At 52.9% G+C, this 19062-nt stretch carries 16 protein-coding genes; 13 read left to right on the forward strand and 3 right to left on the reverse strand.

Features of this window, described 5'->3' with window-relative positions; genetic code table 11:
• The first annotated feature begins 8 nt into the window (after positions 1-8).
• The 5 genes from ilvC to DBR37_RS07525 all read left to right on the forward strand — a co-directional run bounded on the left by ilvC (position 9) and on the right by DBR37_RS07525 (position 5151).
• A complete protein-coding gene (ilvC, locus tag DBR37_RS07505) occupies positions 9-1025 on the forward strand; it encodes a ketol-acid reductoisomerase (RefSeq protein ID WP_124573824.1) in 1017 nt (338 codons plus the stop codon).
• A 231-nt stretch (positions 1026-1256) separates the two neighbouring features.
• The gene (locus DBR37_RS07510) at positions 1257-1997 is read left to right on the forward strand and encodes an SIMPL domain-containing protein (RefSeq protein WP_124573825.1); all 741 of its coding nucleotides are present in this window, start codon (positions 1257-1259) and stop codon (positions 1995-1997) included.
• Positions 1998-2225: 228 nt separating this feature from the next.
• Positions 2226-3113 (forward strand): CDP-diacylglycerol--serine O-phosphatidyltransferase, encoded by an 888-nt coding sequence (gene pssA, locus DBR37_RS07515; RefSeq protein WP_124573826.1) that lies wholly within the window; start codon positions 2226-2228, stop codon positions 3111-3113.
• A gap of 78 nt (positions 3114-3191) precedes the next feature.
• Entirely contained in the window at positions 3192-4733 is a 1542-nt protein-coding gene (locus DBR37_RS07520) for a 2-isopropylmalate synthase (protein WP_124573827.1), read from the forward strand.
• Between the two features lie 181 nt (positions 4734-4914).
• Positions 4915-5151, forward strand: coding sequence for a hypothetical protein (locus DBR37_RS07525; protein ID WP_124573828.1), 237 nt, complete (start codon positions 4915-4917; stop codon positions 5149-5151).
• A gap of 1 nt (position 5152) precedes the next feature.
• On the opposite strand, the gene DBR37_RS07530 is transcribed toward DBR37_RS07525, so the two are convergent.
• On the reverse strand, positions 5153-7282 hold the full coding sequence (locus DBR37_RS07530) for a bifunctional diguanylate cyclase/phosphodiesterase (RefSeq protein WP_124573829.1): 2130 nt from the start codon (positions 7280-7282) through the stop codon (positions 5153-5155).
• Between the two features lie 591 nt (positions 7283-7873).
• Here DBR37_RS07530 and DBR37_RS07535 point away from each other — a divergent pair.
• Both DBR37_RS07535 and DBR37_RS07540 read left to right on the forward strand, forming a co-directional pair.
• Positions 7874-8332: a PA2169 family four-helix-bundle protein gene (locus DBR37_RS07535; protein ID WP_370454234.1), complete on the forward strand. Its 459-nt coding sequence runs from the start codon at positions 7874-7876 to the stop codon at positions 8330-8332.
• An 83-nt stretch (positions 8333-8415) separates the two neighbouring features.
• On the forward strand, positions 8416-8718 hold the full coding sequence (locus DBR37_RS07540; protein WP_233588303.1) for a YqjD family protein: 303 nt from the start codon (positions 8416-8418) through the stop codon (positions 8716-8718).
• Between the two features lie 113 nt (positions 8719-8831).
• On the opposite strand, the gene DBR37_RS07545 is transcribed toward DBR37_RS07540, so the two are convergent.
• Together DBR37_RS07545 and DBR37_RS07550 are read right to left on the reverse strand one after the other, a co-directional pair.
• Positions 8832-11633 (reverse strand): EAL domain-containing protein, encoded by a 2802-nt coding sequence (locus DBR37_RS07545; RefSeq protein WP_124573830.1) that lies wholly within the window; start codon positions 11631-11633, stop codon positions 8832-8834.
• Between the two features lie 238 nt (positions 11634-11871).
• A complete protein-coding gene (locus DBR37_RS07550; RefSeq protein WP_124573831.1) occupies positions 11872-12678 on the reverse strand; it encodes a PP2C family serine/threonine-protein phosphatase in 807 nt (268 codons plus the stop codon).
• Between the two features lie 270 nt (positions 12679-12948).
• Here DBR37_RS07550 and DBR37_RS07555 point away from each other — a divergent pair, with 270 nt between their 5' ends.
• The 6 genes from DBR37_RS07555 (at position 12949) to rpoS (ending at position 18970) form a co-directional block, all read left to right on the forward strand.
• A complete protein-coding gene (locus DBR37_RS07555) occupies positions 12949-13152 on the forward strand; it encodes a YdcH family protein (protein WP_124573832.1) in 204 nt (67 codons plus the stop codon).
• 78 nt (positions 13153-13230) lie between these two features.
• Positions 13231-15264 (forward strand): ATP-dependent DNA helicase, encoded by a 2034-nt coding sequence (locus DBR37_RS07560; RefSeq protein ID WP_124573833.1) that lies wholly within the window; start codon positions 13231-13233, stop codon positions 15262-15264.
• Between the two features lie 73 nt (positions 15265-15337).
• Positions 15338-16075, forward strand: a complete 738-nt coding sequence (gene surE / locus DBR37_RS07565) for a 5'/3'-nucleotidase SurE (protein WP_124573834.1) — start codon at positions 15338-15340, stop codon at positions 16073-16075.
• Positions 16072-16938 carry a protein-L-isoaspartate(D-aspartate) O-methyltransferase gene (locus DBR37_RS07570; protein WP_124573835.1) on the forward strand — a complete coding sequence of 289 codons (867 nt, stop codon included), beginning with the start codon at positions 16072-16074 and terminating at the stop codon, positions 16936-16938. The genes surE and DBR37_RS07570 overlap by 4 nt, the downstream gene beginning before the upstream one ends.
• Positions 16939-16978: 40 nt before the next feature.
• Entirely contained in the window at positions 16979-17926 is a 948-nt protein-coding gene (locus DBR37_RS07575) for a peptidoglycan DD-metalloendopeptidase family protein (protein ID WP_124573836.1), read from the forward strand.
• 6 nt (positions 17927-17932) lie between these two features.
• Positions 17933-18970 carry an RNA polymerase sigma factor RpoS gene (gene rpoS / locus DBR37_RS07580; RefSeq protein ID WP_124573837.1) on the forward strand — a complete coding sequence of 346 codons (1038 nt, stop codon included), beginning with the start codon at positions 17933-17935 and terminating at the stop codon, positions 18968-18970.
• The last annotated feature ends 92 nt before the right edge of the window (positions 18971-19062 follow it).

A 19062-nucleotide genomic window follows, 5' to 3' on the forward strand; every position in this document is an offset into this window, starting at 1 on the left:
GGAACATCATGAAAGTTTTCTACGATAAAGATTGTGATCTGTCGCTGATCAAAGGTAAAAACGTTGCCATCATCGGTTACGGTTCGCAAGGTCACGCGCACGCGCAAAACTTGAACGATTCCGGCGTCAAAGTGACAGTCGGTCTGCGTAAAGGCGGCGCATCCTGGGATAAAGTGAAGAACGCAGGTCTGAACGTTGCAGAAGTCAATGACGCAGTTAAAGCTGCTGACGTCATCATGATCTTGCTGCCAGATGAAAACATCGCTCAGGTCTACAACGAAAATGTTGCTCCTTACGCTAAACAAGGCGCAGTACTGGCATTTGCACACGGCTTCAACGTTCACTACGGTCAAGTAGTGCCACGCGCTGATCTGGACGTCATCATGATCGCTCCAAAAGCGCCAGGTCACACCGTACGTGGTACTTACTCGCAAGGTGGCGGCGTGCCTCACCTGATCGCTGTGTACCAGGACAAATCCGGCGTCGCACGCGACATCGCTTTGTCGTACGCAATGGCTAACGGCGGTGGCCGTGCTGGTATCATCGAAACCAACTTCCGCGAAGAAACAGAAACCGATTTGTTCGGCGAACAAGCTGTTCTGTGCGGTGGTGCAGTTGAACTGATCAAAGCTGGTTTCGAAACCCTGACCGAAGCTGGTTACGCTCCGGAAATGGCTTACTTCGAGTGCTTGCACGAACTGAAATTGATCGTTGATCTGATCTATGAAGGCGGTATCGCTAACATGAACTACTCGATCTCGAACAATGCAGAATACGGCGAATACGTGACCGGCCCACGCGTCGTCACTGAAGACACCAAAAACGCAATGCGTCAATGCCTGAAAGACATCCAGACAGGCGAATACGCGAAGAGCTTCATCCTGGAAAACAAGGCAGGCGCGCCTACCCTGATTTCCCGTCGTCGTTTGACAGCTGAACACCAAATCGAAGAAGTTGGTGCAAAACTGCGTGCGATGATGCCTTGGATCGCAAAAAACAAACTGGTTGATCAAACCAAAAACTAAGATTCTTAGATCTTAAGCCGGGCATCATCCGGCATGTGCTTGCAAGCACATGCCGCGCTCGGACGAAAAGCCACGCATTAGCGTGGCTTTTTTTCGTCCTTACGTGCCTTGGATCGCTAAAAACAAATTACCTAATCTTGTAAAAAAGTGTGACGATTGCTGGTCGGAAAGAACTTAAGCAATAAGCTGGCTGTCGAATCGCAGCTTGCCTTTCTTTTACGGAGATTTCATATGTCACAATTCAAAACCCTGCTGGCTCTTGGTTGCGTTGCCGCTAGTGCGACTGCATTTGCTCAGGCGCCGGTACAAACGACAGGCACCCTGGTCATCGTTCCTGCTTACGGCGAAGTCAAACATGCGAATGACGAAGCGCGCCTGACGTTGATGGTGGAAGAGCAGGATAAGGACAAAGCTGCGGCTGCTTCGCGCGTAAATCAAAAAATGAAGCAGGGTACCGAGATCGTCCGTAAAGCCGATCCGCAGGCCGTGTTGAGCACACGTGGCTATTACACCTATGCGGTTTATCCAGAAGACCAGCCGCGCCAGTCCAATAAAGCGCGCCAGCCTACCGCATGGCGCGTCGGCCAGTATCTGGAAGTGAAAACTACCAACCTGAACGCTTTGCCTAAGACGGTCTCGGCAGCCCAGGGCGTGCTGGCCCTGAATGGCCTGCAATTCGGCCTGACCGATGCGACGGCGAAGAAACTCGATGCAGAACGTATCGACGCCACTTATAAAAACCTGACTGAACGTACTGCCGCGATTGCACGTGCGATGGGGCGCAATCCGGCTGATGCCGTGATGGATACCGTGGACTTTGAAGGTTCCGGCAACTACGCAGAAATGGCGGCTGCGCCCAAGATGATGCGTGCCTCGATGGCGGCGGATGCGGCGCCGGTGGAAGAGCCTAGCTTTGAACCTGGTGAAACAACGCTGAATATGCGCGTGGTAGGCAAGGTCAAGTTCCGTTAAGAGCGGCCGCGATATCGTCGCGGCTGCTTGATATCGCATCGCAGCATAAAATCCAAGGATGGCCGCTACCCCGGTAGTGGCCATTGTCGTTTTTAACGCATTTTCATCCCTGTTGCAGGGCAAGAATTATGCGATGTTTATAGCTGCCAGCCGCCGGTTACATTGCCCGTCTGATACACTACGCCTCCTGATCCTCCATCCATAGCGCTAGCTGAAAACAGGATAAGCATGTCAAGTTTCAATCGTCGAAAAGCGAAAAATAGCAAAGTCCCTTTTACCAAGCCACGTCCACTGGGCCGACTTGCACGTAGCAATCAAATTTTGCCATCCGAGACGGAGGAGGTTGTTATGCCGCGTCCCACTTTGCGCCGCCGTGGTATTTACCTGTTGCCGAATGCATTCACTACCGCCGGACTGTTTTGCGGCTTTTATGCAATCGTGATGGCAATGGGACAAAAGTTCGACTACGCTGCAATTGCGATTTTCGCCGCGATGGTGCTGGATGCGATTGATGGTCGTGTCGCGCGTCTGACGAATACCCAAAGCGAGTTTGGTGCGCAGTACGATAGTCTGGCCGATATGGTTTCCTTCGGCGCAGCACCCGCGTTGGTGGTGTATGTCTGGGCACTGCAGGATATGGGCAAACTTGGCTGGCTCGCCGCTTTTGTTTACTGCGCGGGCGGTGCTTTGCGCCTGGCACGTTTCAATACGAATATTGCCGTGGTCGATAAACGTTACTTCCAGGGCTTGCCTAGCCCGGCCGCAGCGGCACTGGTCGCTGGTTTTATCTGGCTGATGCAAGACCTGGGTTTTGTCGGTCCTGACCTGAGCTGGATCGCGTGGGGTATTACCCTGTACGCCGGTCTGACCATGGTGACTAACGTCCCGTTCTATAGCTTCAAGGACATCAACTTCCGCAAGTCGGTACCGTTTATCGGGATTTTCCTGATCGTGCTGGCTTTCGTGGTGGTATCCAGCGATCCGCCTAAAGTTTTGTTTGGTTTGTTTGTTCTGTATGGCTTGTCTGGCTACTGTGTTTATTTCTGGCGTCTGGCCAAAGGCAAGCCGGTCAGCAGCATCGTGCAGACCGAACTGGAACCACACGACGATCATTAATCTGATTTTTACAATAACACTTACACGAATAGCTTTTACCAGAAGCATTTCCCAAGGCGCATTTCCCAAGGACTCAACATGTCATCCAACAAACTCATCATATTTGACACCACCCTGCGTGATGGTGAGCAATCTCCCGGCGCTTCGATGACGAAGGATGAAAAAATCCGTATCGCACGACAACTGGAACGTTTGAAGGTAGACATTATCGAAGCTGGTTTCGCTGCTGCGTCGCAGGGCGATTTTGAATCCATCCATGCGATCTCCGGCATCATCAAGGATGCGACGGTGTGTTCGCTGTCGCGCGCGAATGACAAGGATATTGCACGTGCTGCCGAAGCGTTGGCGCCAGCCGAAAGAAAGCGTATCCATACCTTCCTCGCGACGTCTCCGTTGCACATGGAGAAGAAGTTGCGCATGACGCCGGATCAGGTATTTGAACAAGCGAAGATGGCGGTGCGTTATGCGCGCAATTTCACTGACGACATCGAGTTTAGCCCGGAAGATGGCAGCCGTTCAGATATCGATTTCCTGTGCCGCGTAATTGAGGCAGTCATCAAGGAAGGTGCGACCACCATCAATTTCGCAGATACCGTCGGTTACGGCGTGCCTGGTCTGTACGGCAATATGCTGAAGACCTTGCGTGAACGCATCCCGAATTCGGATAAGGCAGTCTGGTCCGTGCATTGCCATAACGATCTCGGTATGGCGGTGGCGAACTCGCTGGCTGGCGTGATGATCGGTGGTGCGCGTCAGGTGGAATGTACGATTAATGGCCTGGGCGAGCGTGCGGGTAATACCGCACTGGAAGAAATCGTCATGGCGGTGCGTACCCGCAAGGATCACTTCAATCTGGAAGTCGGCATCGATACCACTCAAATCGTGCCGACCTCCAAGCTGGTGTCGCAGATTACCGGTTTCGCCGTACAGCCGAATAAATCCGTGGTCGGTGCAAATGCATTTGCGCATGCATCCGGCATCCATCAGGATGGCGTGTTGAAGGCGCGTGACACCTATGAAATCATGCGGGCGGAAGACGTGGGCTGGAGCACCAACAAGATTGTGTTGGGCAAATTGTCCGGTCGCAACGCATTCAAGCAGCGTCTGGAAGAGCTGGGCATCACACTTGATTCCGGCGCAGAGATGGACGCTGCGTTTGTACGCTTCAAGGAATTGGCGGATCGTAAGTCCGATATTTTTGATGAAGACATCATGGCCCTGGTATCCGATGAACAGCAATCACACGAGAAGGAATACTACAGCTTTGTCTCCTTGTCGCAGCAATCGTCGACTGGTTCTAAACCGGCAGCGAATGTCGTCTTTGCTATAAATGGCAAGGAAGAAAGCTGCAAAGGCGAGGGTAATGGCCCGGTTGACGCTATCGTCAATGCGATTGAGTCCAAGGTTGAGAGCGGTGCTGAGTTGTTGCTGTTTTCGGTGAATGCCATCACTACCGGTACCGAGTCGCAAGGCGAGGTAACCATGCGTCTGTCCAAGGCAGGTCGTATCGTCAATGGCGTTGGTGCGGATCTCGATATCGTTGTCGCTTCAGCCAAAGCCTATATTTCTGCATTGAACAAATTGCATTCGAAGATAGAGAAGCTGAATCCGCAATTGTAGTGTGCGCGGGTAGTTGATCATGAAAAAGGCCTTGCTTGATAGCAAGGCCTTTTTGTTTGCAGCTGTGCAAAAATGATTTGTCGTCTGGGTGCGGCAGCGCACAGAGAGATGTATCGCGTCAATTTAAAATCGCAGCTCCTATACATCGCTTGATCACACTTGTTGTGCAAGGGGAGGCTGTATGGAGCATGCAGATAATCCGCATATCTTCCGACTTTTCCTGACCGCTTTGAGTCTGGTGGTTTTTACCATTGCTGCTGCAATAGCGATCGTTGCCTGGATCTCTGCGGTACCGGAAGCATACGCTGTTGATCTGGGACAGGCGCAGACATTGACTCCATATATGGTGTGGCACCAGTCCTGGCACTACAGCGCATCCTTATATGATCCGCTGACACTGGCCTACTGCCCAAAATAAATCAATGCTGGATCTGCAGGCCGGTGCTGCCCATGTTGTCTGGCGCATGCAGATTTAACTGCATGGCCTTCAGCGCATCAATAGCTGCAATGAATTGTTCGGACGCCATCGGGTGGCCCATAAAATAGCCTTGCAGCGTATCGCAACCCAGGGTCGTAAGAAATTCCTGCTGCTTCTCGGTTTCTACGCCTTCCGCCACGATACGCAAATTCAGCGAACGGCCCAGCGCCACAATGGCGGAGACGATAGACGCATCATCCGTACCCTGCGCCAGATCACGTATAAAGCCGCGATCTATCTTCAGTTCAGTCGCAGGCAGGCGCTTCAGGTAGAGCAGGCTGGAATAACCAGTGCCGAAATCGTCTATCGAAATTTCCACGCCGAGGTTGACCAATTGTTCAAGGATGGTCAGGCTGGCTTCGACATTGTGCATCGCGGTGGATTCGGTGACTTCCAGCATCAGCGATGTTGCGGGCAAGTTGTTGCGCTCCAGCGTTTCTTTGACCATCTCAACCAGATTGTCATTGCTGAACTGGACGGATGACAGATTGACCGCCATCTTCCATTCCTGGTAACCCTCGTCATACCATTTACGCATTTGTCGGCACGCTTCATCCAGCACCCATTCACCGATAGGGACGATCAGGCCGGTTTTTTCCGCCAGGCCGATGAAGTCAGCAGGTGCAATGATGCCGCGCACAGGATGTTGCCAGCGCAGCAGTGCTTCGGCACCGACGACGACGCCATCGGTGGTATTGAACTTGGGCTGATAGTGCAGACGGAATTCCTTGCGCTCCAGTGCCGTGCGCAAATCCTGTATCACCTGCAACTGATTGTGCGCATTGATATTCATCGATGATTCGAAGAAGTGATAGCCGTTACGTCCGGTACTCTTGGTGTGGTACATCGCTGCATCGGCGTGCACCAGCAAATCATGACGGGTCTTGCCGTCTTCCGGATACACCGCAATACCGATACTGGCCGAGATGCCAAGATTGTATTGCGCGATAGCGAAAGGCAGGCTTAGCGTGGTACAGAGTTTGTCCGCGACTGAGGCAGCATCTTCCGGCTCCTTGACTTCGATCAGCATGACGAATTCATCGCCGCCCAGACGGGCGGCAGTATCCTGCGCGCGGATGTTGTCGCGTATGCGTTGCGCCACATCGATCAACAACAAGTCGCCGATATGATGGCCGAGCGAGTCATTGATGGCCTTGAAACCATCGAGGTCGATAAACATCAGGGCAAAGCGACCTTGCTCGCGCACTGCCTTGTGCACCATTTGATCCAGGCGGTCTTCCAGTAAGGTGCGATTAGGTAATTTGGTCAGGTTGTCCTGCAATGCCTGCTTGGTCAATTCCTGGTTGGCAAGAGCCAGTGAACGCACCAGTTTGCCGGTCTGCGAATCGAGGCGGGCATCGAGTACGGAGGTCAGCAGTGCGATCGCCAGCACGGCGAGGGTGGTGACGATGACGACGATAGCCAGCCAACCGGGGCTGACGCCTGCGATCGCGGCACTGCAGATACTACCGAGCGGAAAACTAGCTGCGGCCATACCGGTGTAGTGCATGCCGATGATTGCTACACCCATCACAATGGCCGCCATTGCACGTAAGCGGCCGACATTTGGGGTGTTACGACGCAGGCGGAAAGCAATCCACAATGCAGCACCTGACGCACTGATCGCGATCAGGATCGATAGTGTAAATAGCCACGGATCATATTCAATGCCCGGTGTCATACGCATTGCTGCCATCCCGGTGTAATGCATGGCGGCGATGGCTACGCCCATCAATACGGCGCTGCTCAGCAATTTCGGGAATGGTAGTTCGGGTTGGCTGATGCGCCATAAGGCAAAACCGGAAGCGATTATTGCAATTAATAATGAGAGGATCGTAATGCCCAGATCGTAGCCGAGTGCGATCGGCAGGTTGAAGGACAACATGCCGATGAAGTGCATGGACCAGATGCCTATACCCATCGCTATTGCGCCGCCGACCAGCCATAAGGCGGCCCCCTTGTCGCTGGCGGAGTTGATCCTGCCAGCCATGTCCAGCGCCGTGTAAGAGGCGAGAATGGCGACCAGTAATGAGATCAATACCAGTAGCGAGTCGTAGTGTGCGGTCAGCATAGAAAGGCTTTATTCATTTAAAAAGGCAAACTGGTTTGATACGAAATTCGCAAGCTTCCTTGGTATTTCTTTCAGCGCGACTCTTGGCAGAAAAGCGCAGACGCTTTCTGTCTTTTATGCTCGTTTGGCTAAATGAAGATTGGCTTGATATTTCAACAACTTCTGCGGTGTTGAGGCAGCAAGAATGAAGTGGAATGGCGCGGATACTACGATTCCAATCGATGGCTCAGTATGCCTAACGCAGCGGACATTGTACCTTGCCTGTCAGAAATGTGGATTTAGCAGCAATAAGCGCCTATTTTGCCTTGAATTGCGCATCTGAATATATAACTAATGTGAAATCGAGACTTCATAGTTATATGTGCGTTGCCGAACAGAGTTGTGCGCGACATTGCTTCATATTGATTTTTACTGCCATCCCATACTGATAGTTATCGATCGGTATCTTCCACCAAAGAAAACGCGCTCAAAAAATTTTCACGCATGCTCGGATCGGTAGTGGCGATTCGCGGTCGAAGTTATACGTGACAGAATTCTCTACGGCACTCAGAGGAAAAACATGAGGGTCGGATTTGATGTTTTCTGAAAGGAATGATGATGAGAGAGGACGTGCTGGCGACCCTCAATGAATTAATTGAGGCATGCAGAGATGGTGAAGCAGGTTTCAAGAGCTGCGCCGAAGATATACATGATGGTCAATTGAAGCAACCTTTCCTGAGCCTCGCGCATGGTTGTAATGATGCGGCTCAGGAGTTAAGTGTCTTGCTGGTTTCACGCGGTGGTAATCCCGAACGGAGTCAACGTACGGCTGGTGGCTTGCACCGCCGCTGGATAGATATCAAGTCATCGCTAATGGGTAAAGACGATGATGCAATCATGAAGGAATGCGAACGCGGTGAAGATCTGGCGCTGAAAAGTTATCGTCGTGCGCTGGAGCAGGATTTGCCGCTGGATGTAAGAGCCGTGGTGGAGCGTCAGTACCAGGGTGTGATCCAACAACATGAGCTCATGAAAAATTTGCGTGATCGAGCTCATTTGTCCATGAATTGATAGCCCGCCCCTGATGCTTTGAACAGGGCGTTTTTTCGTACCGCTGCCAGGCGGAACATTGATGCACCTTTTAGGAGAAAACGATGATGGAATCCAAAGTAGATGATATTTCGAAAGATCTGCAAGCCTTGTCCAAGGATACGAAAGAGTTGGCACGTGAAGCCAAATCGCAGGCGGTAGAGAAAACCGGTGAGCTGAGTAAGAAATATGTAGAGTTCATGGACTCTGCTATTGCCGCCGCCAAAGAAATCCCGACCGTTGCAGTAAAAAAAACCAAGGAAGTTGCGTCGACCACAGATGACTATGTCACGCATAACCCATGGCGCGCAGTTACCATTTCCGCGGGGCTTGGTCTGGTGCTGGGATTTTTGTTTTCGCGCAAATAAGTCAGGCTTATGCCTTAGCGCGTATGTTCGCTCCGACCGAGGTCGGATAAATTCATCAGCCAGTCAGGTTCACGCCTGACTGGTTTTTTTACGAACTTAGGTTGCCTGCGAATTTATTTTCTATCCAGTGCCGGATAGAACGGTTTCCTGGGATGTAGCGCGCTGCCTTGCACATAGCCGATGCCTATGCTGCGCAATCGCTCCAGGGTCGCGTCGCTATCGACATTCGGTGCGATTGTTTTGATGCCCATTACATTGCTGATGTGTTGTATCGCTTCTATCTTCGCGAAATCGACCGGATCGTTTTCCATGCCGTGGATATAACCGCCATCGATTTTCAGGAAGTCCACGTCCAGATGTTTCAGGTAAGTGAAGGAAGACATGCCGCTACCGAAGTCATCCAGCGCGAAGCGGCAACCAAGTGGTTTCAATGTATCGATAAAACTCAATGCACGCGTGAGGTTGGTGATGGCGGTGGTTTCAGCAATCGCGAAACAAATCGAATCATAAGGCAGGGCAAAATGCACGAATTGTTCCCGTACGAAATCGATGAAGGTTTCATCATCGAGTGAACTGCCGGATATCTTGATCAGCAATACACGCAGATTGCCCTCTGACTTTAGTATCGATGCGGCTTGTTGCGCGAATACGGTACGTATTACCCAGCGATCTATGGTGGGCATGTAGTGGTAACGTTCGGCGGCAGGAATGAATGCGGTAGTCGGAATCAGGCGGCCGGCATCATCTGTCATGTAGAGACGTAGTTCATCAAAGAAGAAGCTGCCGTTGTCGCGGCGGATGTTGACGATTTCTTGTGAGTAGAGACAGAAGCCATCGTTTTCAAAGGCTTTTTGTATGCGCTCATTCCATTTGATTTCGCCTTGGTTCTGCGCCAGTTGATGATCTTCCGCGCGGTAAATATGAACGCGATTGCGACCGGTGTCCTTGGCGACATAGCAGGCGGCATCGGCAGCGCTCAGCAAGTCCGGCAGGGAGAGCGCATCGCTGTTGAAATTAACCAGGCCTATGCTGACGCCGATAGGAAAGATTTTGTCTTGCCACACAAAATGGAAGTCGCAGATAGTCTGGCGTAATTTTTCAGCAATGCGTACCGCGGAATCAGGTGTGCAATTCTCGAGGAAGGCACCAAATTCATCGCCACCCAGGCGTGCCAGTGTATCGCTGTCACGCACCAATGGTTGTAGCAAGGCAGTGATCTGGCGCAGTAGCTCGTCACCAGCGCTGTGGCCGCAGGTGTCGTTGACGATCTTGAATTGATCCAGATCCATATATAGCAAAGCATGCTGTTTGGATTGCAATGCCAGTGTATCGATAGCCACTTCCAGCCGGCGCTCGAATTCGCGACGATTGAATAAGCCAGTTAAAGGATCATGTGCGGCCTGGTGCGACAGCTGTATGGCAAGTTTGCGCGAGTCACTGACATCGTGGAACACCAGTACCACGCCGATGATTTTTCCTTCGCGATCGCGTATCGGCGCAGCTGAATCTTCAACCGCGTATTCGTTGCCATTGCGGCTGAGGAGAACCGTGTCCTTGATCAGCTCCACATTGCTTTGCTGCTCGAATACCAGTTCCACCGGATTCGGTACAGGCTCACGCGTGTGACCATTGATAATTTTGAAGACGCGGGTCGATGGCAAACCTTCGGCTTCAGTTTTACTCCAGCCGGTCAGGTTTTCAGCAACCGGATTCATGTATTCAATATTGCCCAGCTTATCGGTAGTGATGACGGCATCGGCAATCGATTCCAGCGTAACTTGTGCACGTTCTTTTTCAGCGAACAGAATAGCCTTCGATTGTTCACGTTCTGCTTCATGTTCCTGTAGTGAGTTGGCCATGCTGTCGAAGGCGCGTGCCAACTGGCTGATTTCTTCTTTACCGTATCTGATGCCGGTACGCGCATTCAGGTTGCCGCCCGCAAGCTGATCTGCGGTGCGTACCAGTGCTTTGACCCGGCGCAAGATGATGACGTCACCGACAAACCAGGCAGCGATCAGCGCCAGTAAAGCAATCACCGCTAGCGTGGTGAGTTCCATCATCTGCAGATGATTGGCGGGTGCCACGATGTCGTCCATCGGGATGCCGATGCTGACCTTGAAATTCGAGATATTGTTGGTGCCGACCGGTGCGAACGCATGCAGACGCGTCACGCCATCCGCATCTGTCAATGCGGAGGTGCCGAAGCCGACTTTGATCATCACATCGAACAGCGATTGCGGGGTACGTGTGCCTATCCATTTTTCCGGATTCGGTCGTCGCGCAATGATGGTGCCGTTGCTGTCCGCGGTGACCAGTACTGCACCGACCGGCAGTTCGATATCACTGACAAAACGATCCAGTACACTTAAATCGAGCGCCGCAAAAATCACGGCTTGTACATCACCGCTGTTGCCAATGATCGGATACATCAGGTTGATCGTATGTTTGCGTACGGTGCGGCCCATGATGTAATCGCCGGTGGCAAATGTTTTATTCTGCACAGCGCGTTTGAAATGAGCGCGGTCACCGAGATTGGTTTTTTCGGCCAGAGGTAGTGCGCTGCAACTGACGTCACCATTTAATTGAGCCACGCCAAAATTGACGTAGCCTTCATTTTTCTTAAGGATGGTGTTGAGGAATTGACCACATGTTTTTGCATCGCCACGCAATTCCGGAATAACCGACAGGACTGTTAACAGCTGTCGTGCTCCTTCGATTGAACGTGCTTCACTGGTCGCTGCCAGTTGCGTCAATTGTTGCAGATTGTCTTCTGCCATGCGTATGGCTTGTTGCCGCTCCTTCCAGGCGCCGTAGACCGTCAGAATGACCGGCGGCACAATCGCGAGCAATACCAGTACCAGCAAGCGCACGCGCAAGCTGTCGAAATTGGAACGGGAGGGCAGAGTTTTTTTCAATGCATGATCTTTTCAAATGGCGACGGCTTGCACGAAGCCCGGATTGACGCCGGACTGTACAAGCTATCTAGGCGCTGAAAGATATGTCTGAATGAGGATTTTCAGCGACCGCTGCTTACCTTGCGGTAGTGGTATGGTTAAGAATTTTCCTGCTTTGTTAGAAGCTAACGGGTAGCGGCAGCCTCGTCAAGCAGGGCGGGCTAATTAGCCCGTTGCTTGTAAATTTTTCAAATCGTTTTCAAACTGCGCTGCGCATTTTTTTAATTGTATAGTCTTTGACTTCCTTGGCTGGTTTGACCAGTTTGACTATGGCTAAAGTGCAATTGTCGGCCTTGCTGCCGGCGGCGCGTTTGCGCGCATTCGTAATCAGCATTTCGGAAGCCTTGCGCGGTGTATTCATGGCGATTGCAGCACCAAGTTCTGCATCGCTGAAATATGACCAGAGGCCATCGGTACATAAGAGGAAGGAATCACCCGCCTTCAGACCGTCGCGGCGATTCAGGCTGATATTGAAATCATTGTTACTGTTGCCAAGCACATTCACCAGCAGGTTGGCCAGCAAGGGATCTCTGGCCTGGGCCTCATCCAGCTTGTTTTCGGCTTTTAGCTGCTCCAGATAGGTGTGATCTGTCGTGCGCTTGATGCAGTTCGGGCCGTCGAAGTAATACAGGCGGGAATCACCTACATGCGCCCAGATCGCACTGTTTTGTGGCGTGATGACCAGCAAGACGACGGTGCTGTGTGGTTTCTTGTCGGATGACATGGCCGACAGCTTGATGACGGTATCAGCTTCACCCGCTATCGTATGCAGGACGGCTTCCGGATTGTCGGTCAGCGGCGAGAAACGCTCAAAAATCTGTTGCGCCGTACGCACGACTTGCTCTGCAGCCAGGGCGCCGCCGGATAAACCGCCCATGCCGTCGGCAATGACGGCTAACATATAGCCAGGTGCTTTTGGTGCGGCAAACAGGGCGACACGATCCTGTTGTTCGCTGCGGTCGCCTATGTGTTGCCCGGTTCCTGCTTCTATCTCGTATTGGCGCATGCGTGTTAGTGGATTAAACTGATGGCTAGGAATTGTTGCGTTTGATTATTGCATGCAGAGTCCTGCTGAAGTGAAAGCAGGGCTTTTAAATTTGTAAGAATTTTTTACAATTGAATGACGGTAGTTGACCGATGGTTTGAGGGCATTTGACGGCTGCAAAATGGCTGAATACCAGGGGAGGAGCCTGATCGCCGCTGTTTGCCGGGCCGGATGCGGCTACCCTGAAAATTTGAATTGTTTCATCGACAAGAAGACAGACAAGATATGACTATGAACACTGCGCACGCTCTTCTTCATCAACGTATAGTCGAACTGGAAGTCGAGCACCGGGATCTGGATGCCGTGATTGAAACCCTGGTAAGTGACGGACGCCATGAAGAGTTACAATTGCGCCGTTTGAAGAAACGGAAATTGCAGCTGAAAGACAATATTACATTGCTTAAAATGCAATTGATTCCGGATATTCCAGCCTGAGTCCTGCCCTCAGTCGCACGGATATTTTGATGTGCGCTTGTTCCCTTATTCCCCAACGTTTATAGCTAGACAGTTATTTTGATCGACGAACCTTCTGCATTGCCTGTAGCCGCCACACACGATGCCGAGATCGATCAGTTGTTTGGTGTAGATAGTCCGCTGGGTCATGCGGTGGGCGCTTTTCGCCCGCGTCAGTCCCAGACTGAGATGGCCAAGGCCATTGCACATGCCATCTCCAATCAAAGTACGCTGATCGCGGAAGCCGGTACCGGTACCGGCAAGACGTTCGCCTATCTGGTGCCTGCGCTGCTATGGGGCGGCAAGGTGATCGTTTCGACCGGTACCAAAAACTTGCAGGATCAGCTATACCTGCGTGACATCCCGAGCGTACGCAAGGCTTTGAATGCACCGGTTTCGGTTGCGTTGCTGAAAGGGCGTGCCAACTACGTTTGCCACTTCCATCTGGAACGCACTTTGCAAAACGGGCGCCTGACTTCGCGTGATGACGTCGGCCACTTGCGCGAGATTTCTCGCTTCATGAAAACCACCAGTTCCGGCGATAAGGCAGAGCTGTCGAAAGTGCCGGAAACCGCTTCCATCTGGAATCTGGTGACGTCGACTCGCGATACCTGTATGGGCGCAGAGTGTCAGTACTACCAGGACTGCTTTGTGATGAAGGCGCGCAAAGAAGCGCAGCAAGCCGATGTGGTCGTGGTCAATCACCATTTGTTCTTTGCCGATGTGGCATTGAAGGATACTGGCGTCGCCGAATTACTGCCGTCGGCCAATACGATTATTTTCGATGAGGCGCATCAGTTGCCGGATACCGCGACGCTCTTCTTTGGTGACACGATTTCAACGTCGCAAGTGCTGGAGCTGTGCCGCGATGTATTGGCCGAGGGTTTGTCACATGCCCGTGATGGTGCCGACTGGGCGGCTACGGTAACTCCGGTGGAGCGTGCGGCGCGCGATTTACGCCTGACTTTCCCGCAGGATATCGTGCGTCTGGCAGTCAACCAGATTGCTCCTTCGAGCACCTTCTTCCCGGCGCTGGAAACCCTGAAAGACCAGCTCGACAATATGATCGCCGTGCTGCAAAAGCAGGCTGAACGGGCAGACACCATAGAACAGTGTCGGGTGCGGGCGCTGGAACTGGCGATGCGACTGGACGCATGGAACAAGCCGCAGACCGAAGATGTCATCATCGGCCAGGAGTGCGTGTTGTGGGTGGAAGCGTACTCGACCTCGCTGCAATTGCACCGGACGCCTTTGTCTATCGCACCGATTTTCAACAAGCAACGCGAAGGTGTGCCGCGCAGCTGGATCTTTACTTCCGCTACGCTGGCAGTCAAAAACGATTTCAATCACTACAGCGCGCAAATGGGTTTGTGGGACGAACCGGCGCAATCCTGGCCCAGCCCGTTTGAATATGGCGAGCAGGGTTTGCTCTATGTGCCGACCAGCTTGCCGCAGCCGAATTCGCCGGAGTATACCGACGCCGTGATCGATGCCGCCTTGCCGGTAATCGAGGCTGCGGGTGGCGGCGCCTTCCTGCTCTGCACCACGATACGCGCGGTCAACCGTGCGGCCGAGCGTTTGCGCGAAGAGTTTGAACGACGCAAGCTGCCATTCCCGTTAATGGTGCAAGGCGAGGCTGGACGTACCGAATTACTTGATCGCTTCCGCGCTGCCGGAAATGCGGTGCTGATAGGCAGCCAGAGTTTCTGGGAAGGCGTGGACGTGCGCGGCGACGCTTTATCTGTCGTGATTATCGACAAGCTGCCATTTTCACCACCGGATGATCCGGTGCTGGCAGCGCGTATCGAAGCACTGGAGCGCAAAGGGCTGAACGGCTTTATGCATCATCAGTTACCTGCTGCCATTATCAATCTGAAGCAGGGTGCAGGCCGTCTGATCCGTGATGAGAGGGATAAGGGTGTGCTGATGATTTGTGATCCGCGTCTGATTTCCAAGCCCTATGGCAAGCGCATCTGGCAAAGCCTGCCGCCATTCAAGCGCACGCGTGAACTGGCAGTGGTGCAGGATTTCTTTAGCGCGATAGATGCGGCAGCCGGGATGGCAGAACAATCTGTGCATACAGACCAAGCCTGACAGACGCAGAATTTATGTGAATTGAGCTGCAAGCTTATGCGGCAGCGGCACTTGCTTCAGGTAAAATTCAGGGATGAAAATCCTTATCAGTAACGATGACGGTTACCTGGCACCGGGGCTGATTGCCCTGGCCGACGCGATGGCAGCAATTGCCGACATCGTAGTGGTAGCGCCAGACAGCAATCGCTCCGGCAGTTCCAATTCCCTTACCCTTGATCGTCCTTTGTCCGTTTACCAGGCGGCGAACGGTTTTTATTTCATCAACGGTACACCATCGGATTGCGTCCATATCGCGCTGACGGGGATTATGTCGGAACCGCCGGATTTGATCGTCTCGGGGATTAATCAAGGGCAAAACATGGGGGATGACACCCTGTATTCCGGCACGGTGGCTGCGGCTACCGAAGGTTTCCTGTTCGGTATCCCGGCCATAGCGTTTTCACAAGTCAACAAAGGCTGGGATCAGATTGATGCTGCAGCACGGGTGGCACGCGATATCGTCGAACGTCGTTTCGATAACTATGGCAAGCCGTTTCTGCTGAACGTCAATATCCCCAACCTGCCTTACGAGCAATTGAAACCGCCAGTGGCGACCCGCCTTGGCAAACGCCATCAATCGGAGGCAGTGATCAAGACACAGGATCCGCATGGTCGCGACATATTCTGGATCGGTCCCTGTGGCGGGCAAAAAGATGCGGGCGAGGGTACTGATTTTCATGCCACTGCGCTGGGTCATGTATCGATTACGCCATTGCAGATCGATTTGACGCATACCGCGCAACTGGAAGCCTTGAAGAAGGTTTTGGTATGACCGAAAAAAGCAAGCGCTTCCCGCTGTCCCTGTCTTCCATCGCCGAGAAAACACCGCGCAACGGTGCCAGGGCGGAACCGCAGCGCAAGGTAGCTACGCCGCAAACTGCCACCCTGAATGCCTCGCAACACAGCAAACGCACAGTGACTACGACGCGCACTGTTGAAGTGCCACGCAAAGCCGCCGCAGCGCCAGTGGCAACAGAACGTGCGACGCCGCTGGTATCGGAGTCCGTGCGCAAGGCGATGACTGCGCGCGTTGCGAAACAAGGGGTCAAGGACAGCAAGGTGCTGGCGGCGATGGACGCTGTGCCACGTCATTTATTCATGGAGCCGGCGCTTGCCAGCCAGGCCTACATCGATGCTTCGTTGCCAATTGGTTATCATCAGACCATCTCGCAACCGTACATCGTGGCAAGAATGATTGAAGTCATGCGGAACAATCAGCAGGGTGGTGTACTCAATCGTGTGCTGGAAATCGGCACCGGCTGCGGTTACCAGGCTGCGGTTTTGTCGCTGGTGGCCAAGGAAGTCTATTCCATCGAACGGATCAAGGGTTTGCACGAATTGGCAAAAGCCAATTTACGGCCTATGCGGGTTGCAAATATCCGCTTGCATTACGGAGATGGTATGCTTGGTTTGCCCCAGGCGGCCCCGTTTGATGGCATCATTTTGGCTGCGGCCGGACTGGAAGTGCCGCAGGCTCTGCTGGAACAAATGACGATAGGCGGGCGTCTGGTCGCCCCGGTTGGCGAGCGTCATCAGGTGTTGCAACTGATAGAGCGCGTCAGCAAATTTGAATGGAAAAGTTCGACGCTGGAGGATTGCCATTTTGTGCCGCTCCGTCCAGGTACCGTAACTTAGTCCCCGTATGCATAACATCGCTAAAGAATAATTGAACGTAATGAGAATAAACACAACTCGACAGATATTCCTGATATCGCTGGTCGGCTTACTCAGCGCCTGTAGTTCTACCCAGAACTCGGCCCCGGTTAGTGAGCGCAGAATCGGCGGTACCACCACTCCGCCCAAAGCGGCGGTGGAAGACCGTACCAGCTACACCGTAAGAAAAGGCGATACCCTGTATCGCATTGCGCTCGATTTTGGTCAAAGTTATAGCGAAATCGTGGCCTGGAATAATTTGGCCAATCCGAACGATATTAAAGTCGGGCAGGTGTTGCGTGTGGCACCGCCGGATGCCGCTTCCGGACGTAGTGGCGGTGCCCAGATCGGCACGATAGCCAGTTCGTCAGGCGTGGAAAGCCGTCCTCTGGGACCGCCGTCGGGTGCAACGGCCAGCACGGCCGCCAGCAATAAAACCAGTCCGCGCGGTGAAAAAAAGCCGTACTCGGATGCGACTTTAGCCGAAATGCAAAAACCGGATAGCGCGCAGACGGCGGCTACGGCGCCAGTACCTGTTGCCTCAACTGCCAAACCGGCAGCGCCGACCGAACCTGCCGCACCGGTAACATTGGCTACGGACGACGACAGCGTATCCTGGATGTGGCCAGCCGAAGGCAAGGTAGTCGGTACTTTTGATGACGGTCGCAAAGGCCTGGATATCGCGGGCAAGTCGGGGCAGGCTGTCATGGCAGCTGGTGCCGGCAAAGTGATGTATGCGGGTAGCGGTATCCGTGGTTACGGCAACCTGGTGATCGTCAAGCACACCAGCAATTTATTGTCCGCATACGCCCATAACAAGGCTATCCTTGTAAAAGAAGGACAAAATGTTAATAAAGGTCAAAAAATTGCTGAAATGGGGGATTCCGATTCCGATTCAGTTAAATTACATTTTGAAATTCGCCAGCAAGGCAAACCAGTCGATCCATCGAAGTTTTTACCTGGCCGATAATCGCTAATGACACGCAACCGCGACGTTCACGCAGAAGATGATGAAAACTCGGATGCATTGTCGTCCGAGCTCTCGCTGCAAGCCGACGATGATGCCGAGAAATCCGACATCACCGATGAAGACGGCGACGCTGTCGAATTGGGGGAGCGTGTCGCACCGGTAGAAGTTGCCGGTATCGACGAACTCAAGAAGGTTCTGGCAACCGAGCTGTCAACGGATGCCACCCAGCATTACCTGAATCAGATCGGTACACGTCCTTTGCTGACAGTGCCGGAAGAAGTGCATTACGCAACGCTGGCCAAACAAGGTGACTTTGCAGCGCGCCAGAAAATGATAGAGCACAACCTGCGACTGGTTGTGTCTATTGCCAAGCACTACATCAATCGCGGCGTCATCCTGCTGGACCTGATCGAAGAGGGCAATCTCGGTCTGATGCGGGCGATCGACAAATTTGAGCCTGAGCGTGGTTTTCGCTTTTCGACCTATGCCACCTGGTGGATACGCCAAAGCATAGAGCGCGCGATCATGAACCAGGCGCGTACCGTGCGTTTGCCGGTGCATGTGGTACGCGAACTGAATCAAACCTTGCGTGCCAAATTCCATCTTGAGGCCCAGCATCACGACGGCAAGGATGCGACCGCCGAAGATATCGCCCATCTCGTCGATCGCAGTGTGGAAGATGTGCAGGACATCCTGGCGCTGTCTGAGCATGCAACTTCGCTGGATGCGCCGCTGGATGGCGATCCGCAATCCAGCCTGATGGATTTGCTGCAGGGTGACCATGCCAACGATCCGGATGCGCTGGCCGAGCACAATGAAATGACAGTGCTGGTGCATGACTGGCTGGAAAAATTACCCGATAAACAGCGTCTGGTGATCACCCGTCGTTTCGGTCTGGACAACGATGATCCGGCCACGCTGGAGGCATTGGCAGCTGAGATGCACGTTACCCGTGAACGCGTGCGGCAGATTCAGCAAGAAGCGTTAGTCAAACTGAAACGTTCGTTGACGCGCACCGGAGTCGGCAAGGACTCCTTGCTCTAGTCTTGCCCAAATACGCGACAAAATGAGCGGAATTCGGCGCCAGGGCGCCGCAGTTTGATATCATCCGCCTTCGCTTTCTTTATCCCATTTAA

It is taken from the genome of Herminiimonas sp. KBW02 (assembly GCF_003852535.1).
In the GTDB taxonomy this organism is placed as follows: Bacteria; Pseudomonadota; Gammaproteobacteria; order Burkholderiales; family Burkholderiaceae_D; genus Oxalicibacterium.